Raw genomic sequence first — 21,150 nt, 5'->3', positions numbered from 1 at the left:
GGTCAAGCTTGAACAGTTGCGAGTAGCGATCCGCGATGACCACCGCCGCGCGCGGGAGCGCGGCCAGGTCGCCGACCTGGTAGCGCAGCTTGCCGCCGGTGAGGCTAGTACTGCAGCCGTAGATTGAGATTGGTGTGTTTTCGGCGTGTCTGCGCTGGTCAGGGCGGTGACCGCGGCATTGTTCGGAGTTTGTGAATACATCTGAATTGGCCGCGGTCGCCGCGGTTCATAGCGTAGACCTGGATCGGTGGTTGTCGGAGTTTTCGGCGGTGATGGATCGGATCGCGCCGCGTTTCGCCCGGTATGAGCCGCTGCGCCATACCGGTGAGCTGATGGCCGGGATGGTCTCTGGCTTGGACCGCAAGAATTGCTGGACCATCGCCGAACATCGTGGCGCGACCACCCCTGATGGGCTGCAGCACCAGTTGGGCGGGCCAGCTGGGATGCCGATGACGTGCGCGATGATCTGCGTGATTACGTGGCCGATGCATTCGGTGATCGCGGCGCGATCCTGATCGTGGACGAGACCGGCGACATCAAGAAAGGCATCCATTCGGCCGGGGTGCAACGCCAATACAGCGGTACCGCAGGGCGTATCGAGAATTCCCAGGTGGCGGTGTATTTGACCTATGCCGCCCCGCGCGGACACGCCCTGATCGATCGCGCACTGTATCTGCCCACGTCGTGGTGCGAGGACTCGGAGCGCTGCGCTGATGCCGGAATCCCCGAGGATAAGCGGGTTTTCGCGACCAAACCTGCCCTGGCCGCACGCTGATCGACCGTGCTGTGGCCGCAGAAGTTCCCGCGGCGTGGGTGGCTGGGGATGAAGTGTATGGCGCCGACCCGAAGCTGCGGGCGGCCGTGCGCGGCCACCAGTTGGGCTATGTGTTGGCCGTCGCGGCCAACCGCCGCGTACCCACCGACGCCGGCCCGATCCGCGTCGATGCCCTCCCGGCGCTGATCCCGTCCCACGCCTGGCAGCAACACTCCGCCGGCCCCGGCGCGCACCGACCGCGGCTGTATTCGTGGGCTTGGTTTCGGCTGCTGGCCGAAGATGACACCGACACCGGTATCCACCATTTGCTGATCCGACGCAACGACACCACCCGCGAGCACGCTTACCTGCGCTGCTACAGCCCCAAACCGGTGCCACTGCGCACCCTGGTGGCCGTGGCCGGCCAGCGCTGGCGCATCGAAGAATCCTTCCAAGCCGCCAAAGGTCTGACCGGTCTTGACCAACACCAGGTTCGGCGCTGGCGCTCCTGGCACCGCTGGACCACCCTGCCATGCTCGCCTATGCATTCCTGGCCGTGGCCACCGCCACCGAACGCGACACCACACCCACACCCGCAGGCCTGATCACGTTGACCGTCAACGAATTCCGCCGACTCTTCGACGCCCTACTACTGACCACCACCCGCACCATCATCAGCCTGCTGGCCTGGTCACGCTGGCGACGACAACACCAATACCGAGCCCGCCAATCCCACTACCGACGACGAGAAACCCAATGACCACGATCTACGGCTGCAGTACTAGCGCTCAGATCGGCCAGTGACTTGTGTTTCACGCTGGCGACCAGCTGACTGTCGACGACCATCCCGTAGTCCCCACGCGGCAGCGCCCGCTTGACCGTGGTGACCTGTTGGGTGGGGAACCGGTACTGCTCGTGGCTGTCGACGACGATCTGCAGCTCGTCGATGCCGTGGGCGCGGGCGGTCGGAGTGCGCAATTCGGGCGTGCCTGCTTGCGGGTGCGCGGTGACTGCCCAAAACACCATATCCCGGCCCCGACCGTGGGTGAACACGAGCTGGGAGCGGTTGCGCCGGGACCGTTCAAAGGTCACGTCGATCGCCGCGCCGCGCCGACGACACGAGCGCAACGGCACTCGTTCGACGATCACCGGATCGGCGGGCCACTCGTCCAGCGGTACCGGGTAGGCGAACAAAGCCTTTTCCGCGGCCAGGTCCCCGACGTGCGGGACAGCAGGTCACCGCCAGCGAGCGGGACCCGCAGCAACAACGGCGGCCGGGAGTCTTCCTCCGGCTTGACCGCGGTCAACAACTCCACCACAAGCTCTGAGTCTGCCGGACCGCATTTCCTTCGGTGGCGCACCCCCGCCGCCACGCCGGACCTACGGACGGCCGATGGAGTCGCCGGCTTGCCGCCGCGCGTAGTACTCGGTCTCGGCTTCTGTGGGTGGGATCCGCCCAAGTCGGTACATCAACCAGTGCTCGTTTTATACCAGCTCACCCACGCCGAGGGGACGTTCTCCTGGTCGGCCAGGGTGCGTATCGGCCCGCTGCGGAACGGGGCAACCTTCGCAGACGCACTCCGTCTTGTAGAGCCCGGTCGTCTTCTCGCGCAACGCATTGTCGAGCATTGTCGAGGGCATCACCGACCTTCTCAACCGATGAGATTAGCCCGGCCAGCAGAAGTGTTTCGTCGTAACGTATTGCGATGTAACGACTTCCGACGTCACTGTGATGTACTGCATCCTTAAACAGATGGCCTTAGCGGAGGCGGAACTGGGCTGTTAGTGCAGCGCGCGTTCGACCAAGCCGGTGTCCTTGGTCAGCGAGCACTAAGCATCGGCCGCAAACGCGGTATAGCCGAACCCGCAGGTCCTGACCGTGACGATGGTGATGTTTTCGGGCATTGGTGAGTACTGCCGTCGTATTTGTGGCGCGCTACGTGAGTTCATCGCGCGGCGCCGGCTCGTCCGCAGCTGCCGGGCCAGGTAAAGTGGAAAGCCTGCTTGCACAACGCTATGCACTTAGCTTAGCGAGATCGACGACGATGAATTCCAGCGGAGGCCTACGGTCTACACGGGCCCGGAACCGCTTCCCGCCTCGCCCATTAAATACCTCCGGCGATCGGATTTGATGCCACACAGGTAGAAGGGTTCCAGCTGGGGTTCGTCGAACGCCTTGTCGCGCCCAATCAGCAGTCTCGTAAGCCGTTGCGGTGTAGGTCCTTTCGGTGGCGGCATGTTCTCGGCGCGGCGGCGGTGCCGGCCACGGCAATCACGCACGTAGCGTGGCTGCTATGGCGTTCGGCGCACGCCTTGCTCGGATACTGCGCCGCATCAAGGGGCGGCCGGAATGACGAGCGTTGCGTTCACGTTCACGCAGATCGCCCCCTGTCCGGCAATACAGGTAGCCTTCTGGCCTGCCTCACGGCCAGCACGCGACGGGAACTGCCTACAGGTGCCGCCGCGGGTTGGTCGGTTACGGTCATTACCCGCGGGATGGGTCCTGCCCGTTCAGGTTTGGGATTTCACGTTCACGCCTGGGCAGTTGGCGATCCGGTGTGATGCGGGCATTTGTCGACGACGTGGACGGAATGATCACCGATGCACGACCGCTAATTGCCAGTGCGCTCGAATTTTTCGTCGAAGTGCGCGCTGTGGGTGCAGGCTCCGGTCTGTTCGTGGTGACCGCGCCCGACGAGCAACGTGATCGGATCCTGGGGTGGTTGGGGCAGCGAAAACTCGACCGTTTCCTTCACCGGCGCCGTAACGCCGTTCCCGCACTTTCCGTCCGACCCGCCAGACCAGGTCCAGCTTCCGCTGCTGAATACGAGTGGCTTGGACGCATTGGGAGGCGCGTGGAAAAAGCTCATGCACCGATCGCCGGTGCGAAGACACTCGGTACGGACCGTCCAGTCGTACTCGTTCGGCTTCATCCCCTCCGCCGAGGAGACCGTGTCGTGGTAGCGGCCGCGCAGCGCTTCGGCCGGCGACACCACCCGTGGCGGCTGGCTCGCCGGGTCGGCAACGCTATTGACGTCGACGTCTCCGGTGCGGGTAAAGGTCACTGGTGTTCGTGTAGCGCAGCCGTTGGCGCTGGTTTTGCTGATTTCCCCGGCCAGGGCGCTGTCTGGTCGCGGTTGCAAGGTCATCACAACCCAGAATTCGGACGGCGCGTCGCGGCAGGTGTCTGTGCTGAGTGCCACGGCCAACCAGCGTCCGCCGACGTCGTCGAAGACCATCATCGAAGGTGCTGTGGTTTCACCGCCTTGGCGTGATGCGGTCGCCAGGCAGCCAGTAGGCCGGCACACCGAGCGCACGCTCCATGTCGCGGTTGACGGCTTCGAGCCTGCCAGAGGCCCGCCGTCGAGGCCGGGACCGAGGGCTTGGCCATTATCGCCCCTATACGTGCCCGTGAAAGGGCCCGCGGCGGGACTGGCGCCGGGCGCCGTGGCGGTCGGCGATGCCGGCTCGGTCTGATGGTCGTGCGTGGCAAGTTTGACGATCGCGAAGATCCCACCACCGGCGATCAGCAATGCTACCGCTACCAGAGCGCCAACCAGGACGGAGTTGCGCCGTTCTCGCCCCTTGCCCGCCGGTGGCGGTGATGGTGACGGCGGTAGCGAGGGTGTTGGTACTGATGGTGGTGGTAGTGACGGTGACGGCGGCAGAGGCCTGGCGGGCGCATATCCCGCAGCCACAGTTTGGGTGTCTTGGGTGTGTGGCCCCAGGATAGGTTGCGGCGCAAGTCGGGTAGAGGCGGCGGCCCAGTCCAACGCCCGTTGCAGCTGGGCGGCAAACTCTTTGCAGCGGGCGAACCGCTCGGCCGGCTTCTTGGCCATCGCCATGAGGAACACCGGCTCCAGCGGCGCCAATTCGGGGCGGCGGTGGCCGATCGGCGGCGGCGGCGCCATCACATGCTTGGTGATCACGGTTGCAGCGCTGGAAAAGTCGTAAGGCTGGGCGCCGGTCAGCAAGTGAAAAGCACTGCAGGCCAGCGCATACTGATCCGCGCGGCCATCGATGGGCTCACCCATCAGCTGTTCGGGCGCGGCATAGGCAACCGTGCCAATGGAAACGTTGGTGGCGGTCAGACCCGCTGTGTCATCGACCGGCCGGGCAATGCCGAAGTCGGCCAGGAATACCCGTTGTGCCTCCGACCCCAGGTCAGCGATCAGGATGTTCGACGGTTTGACGTCACGATGCAGAAGACCGCGCTGATGTGCGTGATCCAGAGCCGACGCGACGGCAAAGACGATCTGCATGACCAGGCCCACGGGCATCCCGCGGGGAAAGTGCTCGCGCAACAATCTCGCCGCATCACTGCCACGGACAAAATCCATGGAGATCCAAAACTGGCCGTCGGACTCGCCCCGGTCATGGATGCCGAGAATGTTGGGATGCGAAAGGCCGGCGGCTATGTCGGCCTCGCGCACGAACCTGGCCCGGTATTCCGGGTCGGCGGTGAGGTGAGCCGAAAGGACCTTCACGGCATCCTGGCGTGGCAACCGCGGATGTTGGGCCAGATATACCGTGCCCATGGCCCCCTCACCGAGCACCCGCAGGATAATGAATCCCGCAAAAGCTTCGCCGACCGCCAGTGGCATGGACAAATAATAGGTCCGCCCAGACAGTAAGTGTTAATTTCCGGGGAAGCGGGCGGAAAGCTTGCGGAATCCGATACCTGCATTCGATTGGCTTATTGACAACTATTCACTACGCTCGGCCGTCGGTTCGTGTTTCCGCGGTGACGGATACGCGGTCAAACCTTAACCAGGAACAAGTGATTTCGATCCAGCGGGCATTTGAGCTTGCCCAGTGCGACATACCTCACCGGCTACACGACCCGCGCCCGACGTCACGCACCAACGTTCGAGTTGAGCGTCCGAAACCCTAGTGTCGGTTGTCAGAAGATTAGCCGCAGCGTACCCTGGAGGGGTATGAGGTCCGGTTGGGCACGGACGGCACCGGTTCGTGACTTCTCGCTTCCCGTGACTGCGGGTGAGCGGCCAAGCGTCGTGGGCGCGCGTTCGCCTATGCTTCCACTGAGCGGCCCGAGGTGGCGATTGCTGACCGCCGTCGCCGCTGTGACGTGGCTGTTCATTCTGGTGTGTCACTCGGCAATGCTGCCCTCGCAGACCCGTGAACCACACCACCCACATGCACTGCTGGCCTCGGTGGGCGGGCAGGTCACCGTCAACGTCGACCACGCCCACCTTTTCAACAGCTCGTTGATCGAATGCCACGACGTGTTCGCCACCGCGTCGTTACCGCGGTCGGCTACCACCTTGGTTGAGGTCGGTGTCGTGACGGCGGTTGTCGCTATCGCGGTTGCGCTGACCAATCTTGCGATGGCCCCCACGCGGGGTCCACCGCGAATGCTTCCGTTTCTTACCGGTCAAGACCTCTTGACGCGGTTCTGCCTCGCTCGTCGCTGATCAGTCAGCGTCAGGTCGTTGTGCTCTGCCATGACGGCCGGTGACTCCTGACCAACGTCAAATTTCGCCCTTTGTGGCGCACTGGTTCGAAACGACGTTTATATGAGTGATGTTTCGTATCTCGTCGCAGGGGCTAGCCGTAATAGAAGAACACCCTAGAGATGAGGAAGAACATGAACAAGAAATTTGCATCCGCCGCAGCGACAGTCGGAATGACATTGGGCTTGGGACTGGCCGGTCTGGGCGCTGCAGCTGGCGCCCAGGCGCAGCCGGGGCCCTTCCCGAGCGACCCCTGGTGCGTGTGGCCCGTGTGCGGTGGCGGAGGACACGGTGGTGGAGGCCACGGCGGTGGCTTCCATGGCGGTGGAGGACACGGCGGTGGAGGCCACGGCGGTGGTTTCCATGGCGGTGGAGGCCACGGCGGTGGGGGCCACGGCGGCGGAGGCCACGGCGGGCACTAGCGATTCCTGTGTGCTGAGCGCGCCATAGCTGGTTGGCATCTGGCTAGCGGCGCACCCGGCGGACTCGCCACGGCGTGGCGGTGTCTAGCGACACCGCCATGCCGTGCCCGCCGCTAGAAGTCAACCCCAGGCGGCAGGGCGGTTAGGGGGTGGTGGTTTGCCGGTCCAGCAAAGCGATAGTGGGCTGGCGCCTCACGCCGAGGCGCAAGTGACCGTGAGTGATTTGGTGCACCAAGGATTCAAGGTCGCTGGACCGAAGGCCGCACTGCACCCTGCTGCATTCTGTCCTCGATCATCCCGACACTGAATCGGTTGTAGCCCAACACGACCGGGTGCGCGACGCGCTGACCGACAAACTGCTCAAAGGTCGCCGAGCACCTCGACACACCCCGCCGACCGTTTCCCCACGGACCGACATCGCCCGTCATCCCGCCGCACACGTCAGTTAGTCCAACGCGGGCTGGCTCAGGCACGTGACCGCTTTGTTGCGCTGAAGCGGGCAAGAAGTGGATTGTGCCGCAGCTGAACATCAGCGAGCGGCAGTCTGTCCAGCACCGGTTGGAGCTCGCCGCGGCGGATGAGCCGGTGGGGCGCGCCTTCAAGACGGTGCAGGATGCGGGAGGGTCCCACGGACAGCAGGTCATAGCCGATAAGGGTGCCGCCGACGTTGAGAACGCGCACCGCCTCGGCGAGGACCTGTTCCCAAGCGACAGTGTGGTGAAGCATAATGAACGTCAGCACGGTGTCAAAGGTGTTGTCGCCGAACGGGAGTGCGTTGGCGTCCGCCTGTTGAGCGGTAGCACGGGAACCAAATGGCGCGAGCCGTCGCCGCGCGGCGGCGACCATGGCGTCGTCGAAGTCGGTGACGGTGATGTGAATATCTGGATAGATCGACAAGATCTGGGCGGCCATGTCGCCACTGCCGGCACCGATCTCAAGGACGTTGCCGGTGGGTTTCAGTCCCTGCAAGGCCCAGGGGACTACGATTCGACGAGCAAAGACTCGCCAGGGTGCGCTGCGGCAGAATGCGGATTCGATTCTGGACATGGTGGGCATACGCCTTGGCCTCCTTGATATTCAGCGGCGTAGCGGCTGCGGGAGCTGCCCCGACCGGCAGGCATCGCCCCATGATGATCGCAATACATTCAATGTTTACGGGTAACACAGTCGCCATCCGCTCGGTAGCACAAGCGCCGGACCGACAGGCACCAGCCAGACGGACTTCCCCGGCGCTGTCACCTTCGCGCACTGTAGCTACGATACGCGCCATTTTCAAACCAGCCCCAGCATCATCGACTCGGCCTTGAATGAATTGGGCACCACAGTCAAGCTGATGGCCGGCGACACGCGACAACCCCTCCGGTATCGCTGTAGTACAACGAATTTCGCGTGTCGGTCACTTCATCGGCGCTGCGGCCAGCAATCCCACATGGGACCGCAGCTGGCGCGAATGCGGCGGGAGGATTGCGGGGTTTGCGATTTGATCGCGAGGCTTGCCGCGCTGCACGCCAGGCGCGCGCCCGCGCAGCGCGGCCGCCAAGCGCCGCTGGTGCGGCAGCGGCTGCTGGCCGCGGCCGAGGCGGTGGAAAGGCAACCTTTCGCCCCGCGCCGATCTGTGGAGCTGATCGGCCCCCAACTACCGATCGACACCGACCGGTCGCCGCGGGCGTTAGTGGAGGCCGCGGTCGACGGCCTCGGGCTGCCAGTGAGTTGGTGTGCCAGCTGTCGGCGCCGACCGGGGCGGGCGAGACCACCTCGATGCGGGCGCTGACGGCCATGGCACGACGCTCGGTTCCACGCCCGGATCGTGGTGGCTCCCTCCGCAAAGCCGTCGATGTCGCTGTGCGCGAAGGTGTAGGCACCCGTTGGTCGGCGATAGCCCACCAGCTCGCGCCCGTCAAGGCGCGTGGGGGCATGTTCGCCCACCTCTGCAAAGACCTCGTGGACTCAGAAACTCTCCGAAGTCTGGCGGATGCAAGACCGGTCAACCTCGGACACTGCAGAAATTACGCGACACTTTCACCGACAGTGCCCTTCTGAAACCAGGCCGAGTTAGATGCGTAAGGAACGCGAATCATCCCAGTTCAGAAGGCGTTTCCGTGTTCCGGCACCCCCGACAGCGTACTCACGTGGGCTCGGAGCTAGGTAGAGCTGGCTCTTTCGCCGGATACCACGGTTTCACGGGTGCGCTCGGCAGCCGATGCAGCCAGCGGCAGGGTGACGGTGAACGCGGCGCCTTTGCCGATGCCGTCGCTGGCCGCGGCGACGCGTCCGTTGTGGGCCTCAACCAGCGCCTTAACGATGGCTAGTCCGATTCCGCCTCCGCCGTAGCCCCGGTCGCGGGCGAGATCGGCTCGATAGAACCGTTCGAACACATGGGGTAGGTGTTCGGCGGGGATGCCCTCACCGCTGTCGACGACCGAAAGCGCCAACTCGGAGCCGTCCACGGCCGCGCGGACTTCGACGCGTCCCCCCGGCGGCGTGTGGCGTAGCGCGTTGTCAAGCAGGTTACCTAGGACCTGAGACAACCGTTGCGGGTCACCTCGCAGTGGGGGGAGGTTCGCAGGTAACGCGACAACTAGATCGACATGTTTGCCCCGATAGCGTTCCTGCGCGGCCGTCACGGCAACATCGATCATCTCGCGCACGTCGATCAAGTCGAAGGCCATCGAGAAGGCACTTTCTTCGGCTTGGGCAAGTGCAGCAGTGTCCTCGGAGAATCGCACTAGCCGGCGGGTCTGGTCGCGCAGCATCGCGGTGGTCTGCGGGGTCAGCGACCGCACCCCGTCTTCGAGCGCGTCCACGTAGGCCTCCAGCACCGAGACAGGGGTGCGGATCTCGTGGGCCAGGTCGCCGAACAACTGCCGCCGGGTAGCGTCGACGGTCTGTAGCCGGGCCGCCATCTGGTTGAACGAGTCAACGAGCGTGTCGAAATCCTCGTCGAGGCGGATAGGTGACACCCGGATGTCGTATCGGCCGCGGGCGACCTCGGTCGCAGCGGCGGCGACCTCGGCAATCGACCGTTGCAGCCGACGGCTGACATACCAACTGACCGCCAGCGCCAGTAGCGCAGAGATCGCAAGGGCGCCGCCGACGGCGTACGTGGTGGCGTATCTGTAGGCGTGGCCGGCGTGTATTTCCAAAAAGGAGCCGACGGGCACGGCCCGATGCATGTGCTCCTGAAAAAGCCGAGGTCCGACGACGGCGGCAATCGCCCAGGTGGCTATCGCTCCGACGGCGAGCACTAATGCCTGGGCGAGCAGCAGGCGCAAGCCAATGCCGGGCCGCCGCAAGAACCGGCGCGGCTTGGCACGCGGTGTGGTGTCGTCACTCATTGGCCAATTCCCATCCGACATTCGACGCAGGTCACGGCGATGGTCGATCGCGGCCCTATTGCTCGTTGCCGTGTTCGCTCCACGGGGTGCGGAGGACCTTGCCGAGCCGGTCTAGACGAGGTGATCATTCCTCCCCAAGGTCTTACGCGGGTCAACCTGCTGTCGTGAGCTGAGAGGTGATTCGGTCGACTGCTCTTCTGGGTAGCAGTCTAGCCCTTTCGGCGTTCCGCAGGAGTCAAGTTGCGTCCAGGCAAGAAGTGCGCGAAGGTGACGCACAGAAATGACTTCCTCCTAGTCGGCCGTGGCCTCGGCGCCGGCGTCCCCGCTCCCTGGCTGCACAGTGCGCGGTCGGCGCAGCATCGCACGGATGCGGGCGACGAGTTCGCGGGGCCTGAAGGGCTTGGTCACATAGTCGTCAGCGCCCACCGACAATCCGATCAGCGTGTCCGCCTCGCTACCGCGGGCAGTCAACATCACAATGTAGGCATCGGAGAAAATGCGCAGCTGGCGGCAGGCTTCGATGCCGTCCATCCCCGGCAAGCCCAGATCGAGGACAACGACATCAGGGTGAAACGCACGGGCCAAAGTGAGCGCATCGGACCCGTCATGAGCGATACATACTTCGAACTGCTCATGCTCGAGATAACTGGCGACCACTCCGGCAAGCACAACTTCGTCGTCGACGACCAATGCCCGATAGCCTGCGCCGATCGCTGGAGTCTGCGCCCCTGTTTCCATCCATCCATAATGCCTGCTGGGATCATGCTGTACCAGTTTTCCGGCGCGGAGCGATGTCGAGGGAATTCACCTGTCCTGCGCTGCTGTCGCGGTGATCGTCCTCTTTGACCGGGAACCTGTCGGTGTCCACGGATTGTCATGACGAAGTTCGTACCGAGCCTGCGCCTCGATGACGCCCCGACCGACGCGGCCCAAGTCGGTTCAAAACGCTTCGTCAAGCCGTGCGGTCTTTCCCAACAAGCAGGACTTCCTGCAAGTTGTTGGTTCGTAATGCACGGCTCGGGTGTGCGGTTCCGTTTTTTGGGTCGCGGTGCTGTTACAGTCGGGTCATTGTAAGTTTCAGCGGCACCCCTACGACCTTTCGCCTGAGGTTCACCGTTCTCGTGTTCGGCGCGGCGATGGTGCTCGTTTTGGGCGCAGGAGTCGCCTTGCCCTGGTGTGAAGTCTCCCCGGTCCATTCACATCGCTCGGTATCGGCATCTGCGGATCGTGTTCCCGCGCACGCCAACCACAACGAAATTCAGCATGAATCCATCTGTTCGTCGGACTTGTCTGCTGCCGCGGTCTTACCGCGAATCGCGCCGCTGCCCGGTTCCGATTTCGCCAAGGCGGGCATCCCCATTGCCGGCTGGTTGGCGGCCATCCTGTCGCCAACCATGCGGCCGCCACCCGGTCGGCTCACTGCTTCGTTGACCGGCATACAGATTTTTTCCCGGTTGTGCATCACTCGTCGCTGATCGGTCATCGTCAGACCGGTGGCTCTGCTGCCACCCCGGTTGGTGACTTCTGTCATTGTCAACTGCCGCGCTGTGCCGCGGCTTTCACGCAGAAGCGACAATCACATGAATTCTGCTCTGCCTCCTGAGAACGACCGACCTTTAGCATCTCAGCCTGTTGCGCTGGGCACGCAGGGACGGGCGAACACGATTGTCGGCACCACGCCGGTTTTGCGGGTGTCCGCGCCGTTCAGCGATCCGGACCGCGGCTTCTGGGCCAAGCTCGAGGGACTTAATCCCGGTGCGATGAAGGACCGCCCCGCGCTGCACATGGTGGAACAGGCCCGGGCGCGCGGAGACTTACTGCCCGGTGCGCGAATCGTCGAATCCACCAGCGGCACAATGGGCCTGGGTTTGGCGCTGGCTGGGACCGTCTACGGACATCCTGTCACCGTGGTCACCGATCCGGGCATGGAGCCGATCATCGAGCGCATGCTCACCGCCTACGGCGCCCACCTCGACCTGGTCACCGAGCCTCATCCGGTCGGCGGGTGGCAGCAGGCGCGCAAGGATCGGGTCGCCGAGCTATTGGCCGGCGATCCGCATGCCTGGTATCCCGACCAGTACAACAACCCCGACAACGTGAACGCCTACCGCCCCATGGCATTGGAGATGATTTCCCAACTGGGGAATATCGACGTACTGGTGTGCTCGGTGGGAACCGGTGGACATTCGGCGGGGCTGGCGCGGGTGCTGCGCGAACACAATTCTGACCTGAAGCTGATCGGCGTGGACACCATCGGCTCCACCATCTTCGGGCAACCAGCCGCCAGCCGACTGATGCGCGGCCTCGGGTCAAGCATTTATCCCCGGAACGTGGATTATCCAGCCTTCAACGAAGCACACTGGGTTGCCCCTGCAGAGGCGGTATGGGCATGTCGTGCCTTGGCTTCGACCCAATACGTCAGCGGCGGCTGGAGTGTGGGCGCGGTCGCACTTGTCGCGGGCTGGGCTGTCCGAACACACCCGCGCGGCGTCACCGTCGCCGCGGTATTCCCGGACGGGCCGCAACGCTACTTCGACACCATCTATAACGACGATTACTGCCGCGAGCACGCTCTGCTCGGCGTCGAGCCGCCGAGCGAACCGGCGGTGATCAATCACCCCACCGAATGCGTCGTGCAGTCTTGGACCCGCTGCCCCGTCGTCATCGACCCGGCCGCTGGAAAGCGTTGATCGGCTTTATCGGCCAGTTTCCGCAGCTTGTACGCCGAGCCGGATGTTGAAGTCCGGCCGAACTATTCACCGTCCTGCTAACCTCACCAAACCATCAACTGGTGTTCTTCAGCTTGTCCGCGTCGCCTCAAAACTAACCCCGTGTCGACGCGGTGCCAGGCGACAGCGTCCGCAACCAAAAGCAGCGGGTCGCCATGCGGCGGCATGTGGTCGTAGCCCAACGCGGCCGGCCGACCGCGCAACTCACCGAGTTGGCTGCGGTCACATCCACCGGCTGGGAAGTCACCATCGACCCGGCCTTAACGGCGTAAAAGTGCTGTCTTCGTCCGTGGCGCAGTTCGGCTTCGCCCGGTCGCAGCGGACGCCCGCAGAATGCGCCGTAGGCCACGCCCCCACGTTGCACATCGAGGGAACCGACCAGGAGAAAATCAAGTCGCCAGGAAGGGCCGCACGCGTCAAGCAGCAGCAGCATCGGAAGCGATCATGCCCAGGTCGCTCGTTCGGATCTATCCGGCGACGAGTGGCAAGGAATATTCCTTACCCTACGGGGGTATAAGGGTATGATCTATCCAAGCATGGTGCAGCAGATTGGAGAGCGGCATGAGTACCTTGACCGTGATTGTTTCTGGGATGACCTGTGGGCACTGCGCTTCCTCTGTTCGTGAGGAAGTTGGCAGCATTCCTGATGTCACGGCAGTGGACGTGGAGCTTGGCAGCGGCAGGGTGACCATTGACAGCGATGGCGTGGTCGAGCTGGATGCGGTCAAGGCCGCGGTGGAAGAGGCCGGCTACCAGTTGGTCCCCTAAGACGACCTGTCGCGATTGGACTGAAGGAAACAGAGCATGGATTCCGCCACGGAAACCGCCCGGCATCTTGAGCTGCGGATCGGTGGGATGACGTGTGCTTCGTGCGCCGCCCGAATTGAGAAGAAGCTCAACAAGATCGACGGCGTCAGCGCCTCGGTCAACTATGCCACCGAGAGGGCCAGCGTTGACTACGTTGGCAACGTCGCACCCGATCAGCTGGTGATGACGGTGGAGCAGGCGGGCTATACCGCCCAACCGCCCAGCCAGGGTTCACCGGCCACGAACGACGAGTCTGCCGTGCCGGGCGCAGCGACCGATCCGGCGGCGGCGATCAGGCAACGACTACTGGTTTCACTGGTGTTGACCGTGCCGGTGCTTGCGATGGCCATGGTGCCCGCCCTGCAGTTCGCCAATTGGCAGTGGCTCTCGTTGACGCTGGCCGCGCCGGTGGTGGTGTGGGGTGGGCTTCCATTTCATAGGGCCGCGTGGGTGAACCTGCGGCACCACACCGCCACCATGGACACGCTGATCTCGATGGGGACGATCGCCGCACTGGGTTGGTCGGTGTATGCGTTGTTCTGGGGCACCGCCGGGATGGCGGGCATGAGGCACCAATTCGAGCTGACAATCTCCCGTACCGATGGCACCAGCAACATTTATCTGGAGGCGGCCGCAGGCGTCACCTCCTTCATTCTCGCCGGCCGGTTCTTTGAGGTCCGGTCCAAGCGGCGGGCCGGTGCGGCGCTGCGGGCGCTGCTCGAACTCGGCGCCAGGGTGGTCGCGGTTCGCAAAGACGGTGTCGAGCACCGCATTCCGATTGAGCAACTCGCCATCGGTGACGAATTCGTGGTACGCCCTGGCGAGAAGGTGGCTACCGATGGCCTGGTTATCGAGGGCTCCTCGGCGGTGGATGCCTCTATGCTCACTGGTGAGTCGGTGCCGGTTGAAGTCGGCCCCGGAGATCAGGTAGTGGGCGCCACCGTCAATGTTGGCGGGCGAATCGTGGTGCGCGCCAACCGGATCGGGTCGGATACCCAGTTGGCGCAAATGGCGCGGCTGGTCGAAGAGGCGCAATCGGGCAAAGCGCAGGCGCAGCGGTTGGCCGATCGGATCTCGGGAATTTTCGTGCCGATCGTGATCGCGCTGTCATTGGCGACACTCGGGTTCTGGATCGCGGCAACCGGATCGGTTGCCGCCGCTTTCACTGCGGCGGTGGCGGTGCTGATCATCGCGTGCCCGTGTGCCCTGGGTCTTGCCACACCGACCGCCTTGATGGTCGGCACCGGCCGTGGGGCACAACTCGGGATCTTGATCAAGGGACCCGAAGTGCTGGAGTCCACGCGGCGAATCGACACCATCGTGCTCGACAAGACCGGCACCGTCACCACCGGCAACATGGCCCTGCTGGATGTCATCGCTGCACCCGATGAGCAGCCCGCCGAGGTGCTGCGGTTGGCGGGCGCGCTGGAGGACTCCTCCGAGCACCCGATCGGCCGCGCGATCGCGAAGGCAGCTCGTGACAAAGTCGGTCAGCTGCCCCCCGTCGAGGGTTTTCGCCAACCGGGAAGGGTTGGGCGTGCAGGGCATCGTCGACGGTCACGCCATGACAGTGGGCCGGCAACTGCTGGCGGATCGCTGCCAGCAGCTACCGGACAGCCTCACCGGGTCGCTGGGTCAGGCCGAGTCCGAAGGCAAGACCGCGGTCGTGGTCAGCTGGGACGACACGGCCAGGGGAATCCTGGTGGTCGCCGATGCGGTGAAGCCGACGTCGGCCGAGGCCGTCGAGCGGCTGCGTGCGCTGGGATTGACCCCGATCATGCTGACGGGCGACAACGCAGCCGCAGCCCGTGCCATCGCTGGGCAGGTGGGCATCGACCAGGTCATCGCCGACGTGCTGCCCCGAGACAAGGTGGAGGTGGTGCGACGGTTGCAGGCCCAGGGCAAGGTGGTGGCCATGGTCGGTGACGGTGTCAACGACGCCGCGGCCCTGGCGCAGGCCGATCTGGGGCTTGCGATGGGGACCGGTACCGACGTCGCGATCGAGGCCAGCGATCTGACACTGGTTCGCGGTGATCTGCGCGCGGTGCCCGCCGCCATTGAGCTCTCGCGTAAGACGTTGGCGACGATCAAGGGCAACCTGTTCTGGGCGTTCGCCTACAACATCGCCGCACTGCCGCTGGCAGCCGCGGGCCTGCTCAACCCCATGTTGGCGGGTGCGGCGATGGCGTTCTCCTCAGTATTCGTGCTCACCAACAGCCTCCGGCTGCGCACCTTCAAACCGCACGCATAGCCAAAGCTGCCACCGAGCGGGAGCCCCCCGATATGAGCGCACGGTATCTCGGATCGCTCCGGTGTCCCCGCTGTGGCGAAGAGGCGCCGGAAGATCGAGCCTCCTTCGGGTGTCCGCGATGCGCACGCGAAGGTATCGGGGTGAATCTAACCCCCGTCTACGCGATCAATCCGGGCCCTCTGCCATGGAAGGCATCCCAGTCAGGAATCTTCGGATACCGCGAGTTGCTGCCGCTGGCGCCAGAGGACGCTCCGGTGACCTTGGGCGAAGGCCAGACGCCCGTCATTCCGTTGAATCGGCTGGGGCCTCGGCTTGGCCTAAATAGGCTCATGCTCAAAGACGAATCTCGAAATCCGACGTGGTCGTTCAAGGACAGGCTGGCGGCGGCGGCCGTCACAAAGGCGGCGGCGTCGGCAGCATCGACGGTCATCGTCTCATCGACGGGAAACCACGGCGCGGCAGTGGCCGCCTACGCAGCCGCGGCAGGGCTTCGGTGCGTGGTCCTCACATTGTCATCGATACCGCGCGAGATGAGCATTCTCATTCGAGGCTACGGCGCCTGCCTCGTCGCGTACGAGAAAGGCCCGGACCGGTGGTCGGTACTGCGTCAAGCGGTCGAGGCGTTCGGTTGGACTGCGATATCCGGGGCAGTGACTCCGCCGATCGGTTCCAACCCGTTCGGGGTCGAGGGATACAAGACGATCGCCTACGAGCTGTGGGGACAACTCGGGGAAGCGCCCGACGTGGTCGTCGTCCCGACCGCCTACGGGGACGCGTTATCCGGAATCCGCCGGGGTTTTGCCGACCTGATCGGTCTCGGCCTGACAACCCGCATGCCCAGGCTGGTCGCGGTCGATCCGTTTGGCGCCTACGCGCAGGGGCTCCAAGCCCCACCGGGACGTCAGCCGACGGTGCCCACTCGGCAGTCACTCGCGTTCTCGGTCGCTGCGCGGGTGGCCACCTATCAAGGCGTGGAGGCGATCCGGGCCACCAACGGTACCGCCGTGGCAGAACCAAGCGATGACGCGATTGTCCGTATGCAGCTCGAGTTGGCGTCCGGCGAGGGCATCTACGCAGAGGGCGCCTCCGTGTTGGCGGTACTTGCCGCTCGGCAGCTCGCTTCTCGACGTTGGATCGATGCTGACGAGAGCGTCGTCTTGCTGTCGACGTCGACCGGACTGAAAGATCCGGGCTCCACGGCCGGCCACCTGCCCGAATTGCCGGTCCTGGCGCCGACCTTGACAGCCCTTGAGGCGGCGCTACCGGCCGGCATGTGCCCGTGACGCGCCGATCCGCACGGCCGCGTCGGCGCGGTTACGGGGCCTCCGGTTGGGAATTATCACGGTGCCACAACCGGTCAGGCCCCTTTGGAGCCGCGCCGATGTTTGGCGGGCCACTTTCCGGGTAGCGCCTGGGTATGAAGCCAGAGATGGCGACTGCCGCGGTTACCGTTGCAACACAGCGACCTTGGGCGCGGGGTGACTAGGTTGGCGCGGTCAACGCTGAGGCAAAACCTGCACCGTCCCCAACTGATGCGTGTTGCTCTGGGCCCCATGCCAACCCCGTGTGCGACCCGAACTGGGATGGCAATTGGCGCCACGACTCTTTCAACCCCGTTGCAGGCCTTGGTTGTACCGGTTCCGGCGGCGGCGGAGGCTGAAGACACTTTCGCCCTCACCGTCGAGCACCGACCCACGAGCCCGTACCAACGTTCAGACGTCTGCGAAGGCGGCGGTCAGATCGTGCGGCCGTTCGGCCGTGATGTAGCACAGTCGCGAGACGCGACCGGTTGCCATGGTGGTAAAGCCCGCCTCGGCCATCATCGCGCGAAGTCTGTCGAAGATGTCGTGCATCTCCGCTCGACCGTGCGCCGCGCTGACAACGCGCTCGAGAAGTCGAATCCGCGGCGGACAGACATCAGCGATGCACGCCCGTCCGCCCGGCCGCAACACCCGAAGCGCCTCGCGTATCGCCACGAGACGATGGTCAGGCGCAATGTGATGGAAGGTCAGACTTGACGCAACGACGTCGAAGGACGCATCGGCGAAGGGCAGATTCTGAGCTTGCGCTGGATAAAACGTGCAGTGCGGCGGGGAATGTGCCGCGGCATAGGCTAGGGACGGCAGTGACGGATCGATTCCCACCACCACTCCCGAAGGACCCACCACTGGGGCGATTCGGCGAGCAAAATATCCTGTGCCGCAACCAAGTTCGAGTACTCTTTGACCCGGCCGCGCGCCGGACGATACGACGAGACGGTCCCAAATACGGGCGCGCTGGCCGAAATACCAGACCTCGGACAACGCCTCGTAGGCCCTTGGCGAAATACCCTCGGAACGGGGACCGCGCCGACGCGCAGTTTCGGTACCTGATTGCATTGAAACCTCCTTCGCCACGGGGGCCGCCTGCCCGTGCCTGCTACCGTGTACCCGTATAGGTATGTTGAAAACGACTCTGCTCTCTTGATTATCGAAAGGAAGTCATCCTGATGGTGCAACGATCGATGACCGCCTCCGCAGCTACAGCTGCGGTCGTGGGGCTACTGACCCTCACCGCATGCGGCAGCTCCGGCAACCAGGCCGGATCCAGTGCCACGACGGCCGGGTCGTCGAGTGTCTCGAGTTCGCCAGCGGGTTCGCAGGCGCACAACGATCAAGACGTCATGTTCGCCCAGCACATGATTGCCCACCATCAGCAAGCGATCCAGATGAGCGACATCATTCTCGGAAAGCAGGGTATCGATCCTCGCGTGATCGACCTGGCCAACCAGATCAAGTCGGCGCAGGGGCCAGAAATTCAGCAGCTGCAAACGTGGCTCAACCAGTGGGGACAGCCGACGACCCCGGGTGGCATGTCCCCCTCGTCGTCGATGCCCGGGATGCCCGGGATGCCGAGTCAGAGCGGGATGCCCGGAATGCCGAGCCACAGCGGCATGCCCGGCATGCCGAGCCACAGCGGAACGCCCGGCATGCCCGGGATGCCGAGTCAAAGCGGAACGCCCGGCATGCCCGGGATGGGTGGGACGGACGGAATGATGTCCGAGCAAGACATGCAAGCCCTGCGAGACGCGCAAGGTGTCGCCGCCAGCAAGTTGTTCCTCAACCAGATGATCCAGCATCATCAGGGCGCAATCAGCATGGCGCAGCACGAAATCAAGTCCGGTCAGTATTCTGCTGCTACTGCGATGGCGCAGTCGATCGTCGACACCCAGCAGAAGGAGATCACGACAATGCAGGCGATTCTGGGCTCGCTGTAGCGAGCGTTGTTGTGATTGCGGCGTTTACTCACTTCGTGGCGCCGGCTCAAGGATTCGCCAAAAGCAGTTTCCACTGGACCGGTTCGCACTGGACCGGCCAACTTCGGCCATGCAGCGGATAGCGGAAACCCTGCCGGCTATCCCGCTGCCAGCTGCACCAGTCTGCCGTTGCCGTTGTCGGCGACGAACACCTTCTTGCGGGAGGCGTCGACCGCCACGCCCACGGGATGGCCGCCGGTGAACGGCAGCGTTGTCGGGGCGCTCGATCCGGTGTCCAGCTTGGCCACCTTGCCGGTCTCGTGGTCGGTGACGTAGACGGCGCCGGCGGTGTCTACCGCGATACCCGAGGGCACGGCAAGTCCGGTGAAGGGCAACTCCGTCGGAGTGCTCGACCCGGGGTTGAGCTTCAGCACCCTGTCATTGTCCGAGTCGGTGACATAAACGCTGCCCGAAAGGTCTACGGCGACACCATCTGGATGGTTTAGGCCGGTGAACGGCAGATCAGCCTGAGTGTTGGATTTGGCATCAAGCTTCACCACTCGGTTGTTGCCGCGGTCTGCGACATAGATATTGCCGGTAGCATCGACCCCCACGCCCTGCGGGTACGCGAGGCCGGTAAAAGGCATCACGGTTTGGGTGTTGGATCCGGCTGCCAGCTTGACCACCCTGTTATTGAAGTCGGCGACGTACACGGTGCCGTTGGCGTCTACTGCCAGCCCCTGCGGTTGGTAGAGGCCGGTGAACGGCAGTACCGTCGGGGTGGACGACCCGTCAGCCAACTTCACGACGCGCCCGTACATGCCTTGGCTGGTGACATACACGCTGCCGGTATTGTCCAGGGCGACCCCGCCCGGCGAAAAGGGAAAGCCGAGCCCGGTCATCGGCACTATTGTCTGTCCGGGCGCCGATGCCGCCGGTTGCGGTTTCGGCTTGAGTAGATGTCCGACGACGACGATGACGCCGATGATCACCACTAGTGCGGTGGCGCCGATGGGGACCCACATGCGTTTGCGTCGAGGCTTCGCCCGTGCCCCAGATGTGGGGGCCGGGTCCGGTGGGCCGGTAGGGCTGACGAAGGGTGGGACGTTCGGGCGGCTGCGCCAGCTGGAGGTGTCGGCGGGTGACGGTGTCCACCCGCTCTGGGTCGCGGGCGAACTTGACATCGCTGACCAGGGCCTGGCCTGTGTGACAGAGTCGGCGGCGGCTGGGCCGGCACCGGTCGATGAGATCGTTCGCTCGCCGCGCTGCGCAATCGCGGCCGCCTGGTTCTGCTCGGCTGTGGTCAGTGCGGCGTGGGCGGCGGCGGCCAGTTCACCGGCGCTGCGGAAGCGTTCCTCGGGGTTCTTGGCCATTCCTGTGGCGATCACCTGGTCGAGACCCGGCGGAACTAAGCCGGGCCGCAGTTGGCTGGGCCGCGGAGCGGGCTCCATCAGATGCGCGCCGATCACCCTCTCGATGCTGCTGCCGGGGTAAGGAGGTGACCCGGTCAAGCACTCGGCCAACACACATGCCAGCGAATAGATGTCGGCCCGGAAGTCAACTCTGTCGCCGGCGAATCGCTCCGGGGCCATGTAGTTATAAGTTCCCAGCGCCATTCCGGTGTGGGTCAGCCCCGGATCGGTTGCGGCACGGGCAATGCCGAAGTCGACCAGGTAGGCGAAGTCGTCGATGCCGATAATGATGTTTTCCGGTTTGACGTCGCGGTGGGTAACCCCGCTGGCGTGTGCGGCGTCCAGCGCGGCGGCGACCTGCCGCACGATGGCCACTGCTCGCGCCGGTGTCAGCGGACCATAGGCCGTCAACATGCGGCGCAAAGAAATACCGTCTATCAGCCGCATGTCCAGGTACAGCTGCCCGTCGATCTCGCCGTAATCGTGGATCGGCACCACATGCGGTTCGGTCAGCCGTCCCGCGGCGTCCGCCTCGCGCTGCATCCGCTCGCGAAACACCGGGTCGGCAGAGAATTGCTCCGAGATCAACTTCAGCGCCACCACTCGGTGTTTGCGGGTGTCCTCGGCCTCGTAGACCTCGCCCATTCCGCCACGACCCAGTAGCCGCATCAGCCGATACGGCCCGACAAGCGAGCCTGCCCTCGGCCCGGACTCACTGACGCCTGCCATCA

The 21,150-nt window shown here is 64.3% G+C and carries 12 protein-coding genes and 4 pseudogenes; 9 read left to right on the top strand and 7 right to left on the bottom strand.

All coding sequences use genetic code 11. The features are described 5' to 3' along the window. The first annotated feature begins 272 nt into the window (after positions 1 to 272). Positions 273 to 1,514: pseudogene (locus AWC08_RS08740) on the top strand (IS701 family transposase). A gap of 20 nt (positions 1,515 to 1,534) precedes the next feature. Here AWC08_RS08740 and AWC08_RS08735 read toward each other — a convergent pair. Both AWC08_RS08735 and AWC08_RS38990 read right to left on the bottom strand, forming a co-directional pair. Continuing rightward, positions 1,535 to 2,073: pseudogene (locus AWC08_RS08735) on the bottom strand (ERCC4 domain-containing protein); the annotation flags it as partial. Between the two features lie 1,293 nt (positions 2,074 to 3,366). Further along, positions 3,367 to 5,358 (bottom strand): serine/threonine-protein kinase, encoded by a 1,992-nt coding sequence (locus AWC08_RS38990; RefSeq protein ID WP_069433252.1) that lies wholly within the window; start codon positions 5,356 to 5,358, stop codon positions 3,367 to 3,369. A gap of 459 nt (positions 5,359 to 5,817) precedes the next feature. Between AWC08_RS38990 and lpqS (AWC08_RS08720) the strand changes: the two genes are divergently transcribed. Together lpqS (AWC08_RS08720) and AWC08_RS37470 are read left to right on the top strand one after the other, a co-directional pair. Continuing rightward, positions 5,818 to 6,189: a putative copper homeostasis (lipo)protein LpqS gene (gene lpqS / locus AWC08_RS08720; RefSeq protein ID WP_083271077.1), complete on the top strand. Its 372-nt coding sequence runs from the start codon at positions 5,818 to 5,820 to the stop codon at positions 6,187 to 6,189. Positions 6,190 to 6,362: 173 nt separating this feature from the next. Further along, positions 6,363 to 6,650, top strand: a complete 288-nt coding sequence (locus AWC08_RS37470; RefSeq protein WP_178132175.1) for a hypothetical protein — start codon at positions 6,363 to 6,365, stop codon at positions 6,648 to 6,650. Between the two features lie 465 nt (positions 6,651 to 7,115). Here the strand turns inward: AWC08_RS37470 and AWC08_RS08710 are convergent, their stop codons facing one another. The 3 genes and pseudogenes from AWC08_RS08710 to AWC08_RS08700 all read right to left on the bottom strand — a co-directional run. Next, positions 7,116 to 7,706: a class I SAM-dependent methyltransferase gene (locus tag AWC08_RS08710; RefSeq protein WP_069433249.1), complete on the bottom strand. Its 591-nt coding sequence runs from the start codon at positions 7,704 to 7,706 to the stop codon at positions 7,116 to 7,118. A gap of 1,085 nt (positions 7,707 to 8,791) precedes the next feature. Beyond that, positions 8,792 to 9,985, bottom strand: coding sequence for a sensor histidine kinase (locus AWC08_RS08705; protein WP_065132756.1), 1,194 nt, complete (start codon positions 9,983 to 9,985; stop codon positions 8,792 to 8,794). Between the two features lie 306 nt (positions 9,986 to 10,291). Next, positions 10,292 to 10,723: pseudogene (locus tag AWC08_RS08700) on the bottom strand (response regulator transcription factor); the annotation flags it as partial. 398 nt (positions 10,724 to 11,121) lie between these two features. Here AWC08_RS08700 and lpqS (AWC08_RS39845) point away from each other — a divergent pair. The 5 genes and pseudogenes from lpqS (AWC08_RS39845) (at position 11,122) to AWC08_RS08675 (ending at position 17,055) form a co-directional block, all read left to right on the top strand. Next, on the top strand, positions 11,122 to 11,460 hold the full coding sequence (gene lpqS / locus AWC08_RS39845; protein WP_462686461.1) for a putative copper homeostasis (lipo)protein LpqS: 339 nt from the start codon (positions 11,122 to 11,124) through the stop codon (positions 11,458 to 11,460). A gap of 105 nt (positions 11,461 to 11,565) precedes the next feature. Beyond that, positions 11,566 to 12,675 carry a PLP-dependent cysteine synthase family protein gene (locus AWC08_RS08690; protein ID WP_197521989.1) on the top strand — a complete coding sequence of 370 codons (1,110 nt, stop codon included), beginning with the start codon at positions 11,566 to 11,568 and terminating at the stop codon, positions 12,673 to 12,675. A gap of 600 nt (positions 12,676 to 13,275) precedes the next feature. Continuing rightward, positions 13,276 to 13,482: a heavy-metal-associated domain-containing protein gene (locus AWC08_RS08685; protein WP_082986209.1), complete on the top strand. Its 207-nt coding sequence runs from the start codon at positions 13,276 to 13,278 to the stop codon at positions 13,480 to 13,482. A 36-nt stretch (positions 13,483 to 13,518) separates the two neighbouring features. After that, positions 13,519 to 15,772: pseudogene (locus AWC08_RS08680) on the top strand (heavy metal translocating P-type ATPase). A gap of 140 nt (positions 15,773 to 15,912) precedes the next feature. Then, positions 15,913 to 17,055 carry a threonine synthase gene (locus AWC08_RS08675; RefSeq protein WP_232007808.1) on the top strand — a complete coding sequence of 381 codons (1,143 nt, stop codon included), beginning with the start codon at positions 15,913 to 15,915 and terminating at the stop codon, positions 17,053 to 17,055. Positions 17,056 to 17,484: 429 nt separating this feature from the next. Here AWC08_RS08675 and AWC08_RS08670 read toward each other — a convergent pair whose 3' ends face one another. Continuing rightward, positions 17,485 to 18,150, bottom strand: a complete 666-nt coding sequence (locus AWC08_RS08670; protein ID WP_065135598.1) for a class I SAM-dependent methyltransferase — start codon at positions 18,148 to 18,150, stop codon at positions 17,485 to 17,487. A gap of 125 nt (positions 18,151 to 18,275) precedes the next feature. Between AWC08_RS08670 and AWC08_RS08665 the strand changes: the two genes are divergently transcribed. Beyond that, on the top strand, positions 18,276 to 19,028 hold the full coding sequence (locus AWC08_RS08665; RefSeq protein WP_232007807.1) for a DUF305 domain-containing protein: 753 nt from the start codon (positions 18,276 to 18,278) through the stop codon (positions 19,026 to 19,028). A 137-nt stretch (positions 19,029 to 19,165) separates the two neighbouring features. Here AWC08_RS08665 and AWC08_RS08660 read toward each other — a convergent pair whose 3' ends face one another. Continuing rightward, a complete protein-coding gene (locus AWC08_RS08660; RefSeq protein ID WP_069433246.1) occupies positions 19,166 to 21,148 on the bottom strand; it encodes a serine/threonine-protein kinase PknD in 1,983 nt (660 codons plus the stop codon). Between the last annotated feature and the right edge of the window lie 2 nt (positions 21,149 to 21,150).

Origin of the sequence: Mycobacterium gordonae (assembly GCF_002101675.1) — a bacterium.
Classification (GTDB): Bacteria; Actinomycetota; Actinomycetes; order Mycobacteriales; family Mycobacteriaceae; genus Mycobacterium; species Mycobacterium gordonae.
Note: the sequence above shows the minus strand (reverse complement) of the source record. Positions and strands in the feature narration are given on the sequence as shown.

Excerpts from the sequence above, each read along its gene's own strand:
- AWC08_RS08665 (WP_232007807.1), top strand. The coding sequence starts at position 18,276 with ATGACCGCCTCCGCAGCTACAGCTGCGGTCGTGGGGCTACTGACCCTC.
- AWC08_RS08710 (WP_069433249.1), bottom strand. The coding sequence starts at position 7,706 with ATGCCCACCATGTCCAGAATCGAATCCGCATTCTGCCGCAGCGCACCC.
- AWC08_RS08690 (WP_197521989.1), top strand. The coding sequence starts at position 11,566 with ATGAATTCTGCTCTGCCTCCTGAGAACGACCGACCTTTAGCATCTCAG.
- lpqS (WP_462686461.1), top strand. The coding sequence starts at position 11,122 with ATGGTGCTCGTTTTGGGCGCAGGAGTCGCCTTGCCCTGGTGTGAAGTC.
- AWC08_RS08670 (WP_065135598.1), bottom strand. The coding sequence starts at position 18,150 with ATGCAATCAGGTACCGAAACTGCGCGTCGGCGCGGTCCCCGTTCCGAG.
- AWC08_RS08660 (WP_069433246.1), bottom strand. The coding sequence starts at position 21,148 with ATGGCAGGCGTCAGTGAGTCCGGGCCGAGGGCAGGCTCGCTTGTCGGG.
- AWC08_RS38990 (WP_069433252.1), bottom strand. The coding sequence starts at position 5,358 with ATGCCACTGGCGGTCGGCGAAGCTTTTGCGGGATTCATTATCCTGCGG.
- AWC08_RS08705 (WP_065132756.1), bottom strand. The coding sequence starts at position 9,985 with ATGAGTGACGACACCACACCGCGTGCCAAGCCGCGCCGGTTCTTGCGG.
- AWC08_RS37470 (WP_178132175.1), top strand. The coding sequence starts at position 6,363 with ATGAACAAGAAATTTGCATCCGCCGCAGCGACAGTCGGAATGACATTG.
- AWC08_RS08685 (WP_082986209.1), top strand. The coding sequence starts at position 13,276 with ATGAGTACCTTGACCGTGATTGTTTCTGGGATGACCTGTGGGCACTGC.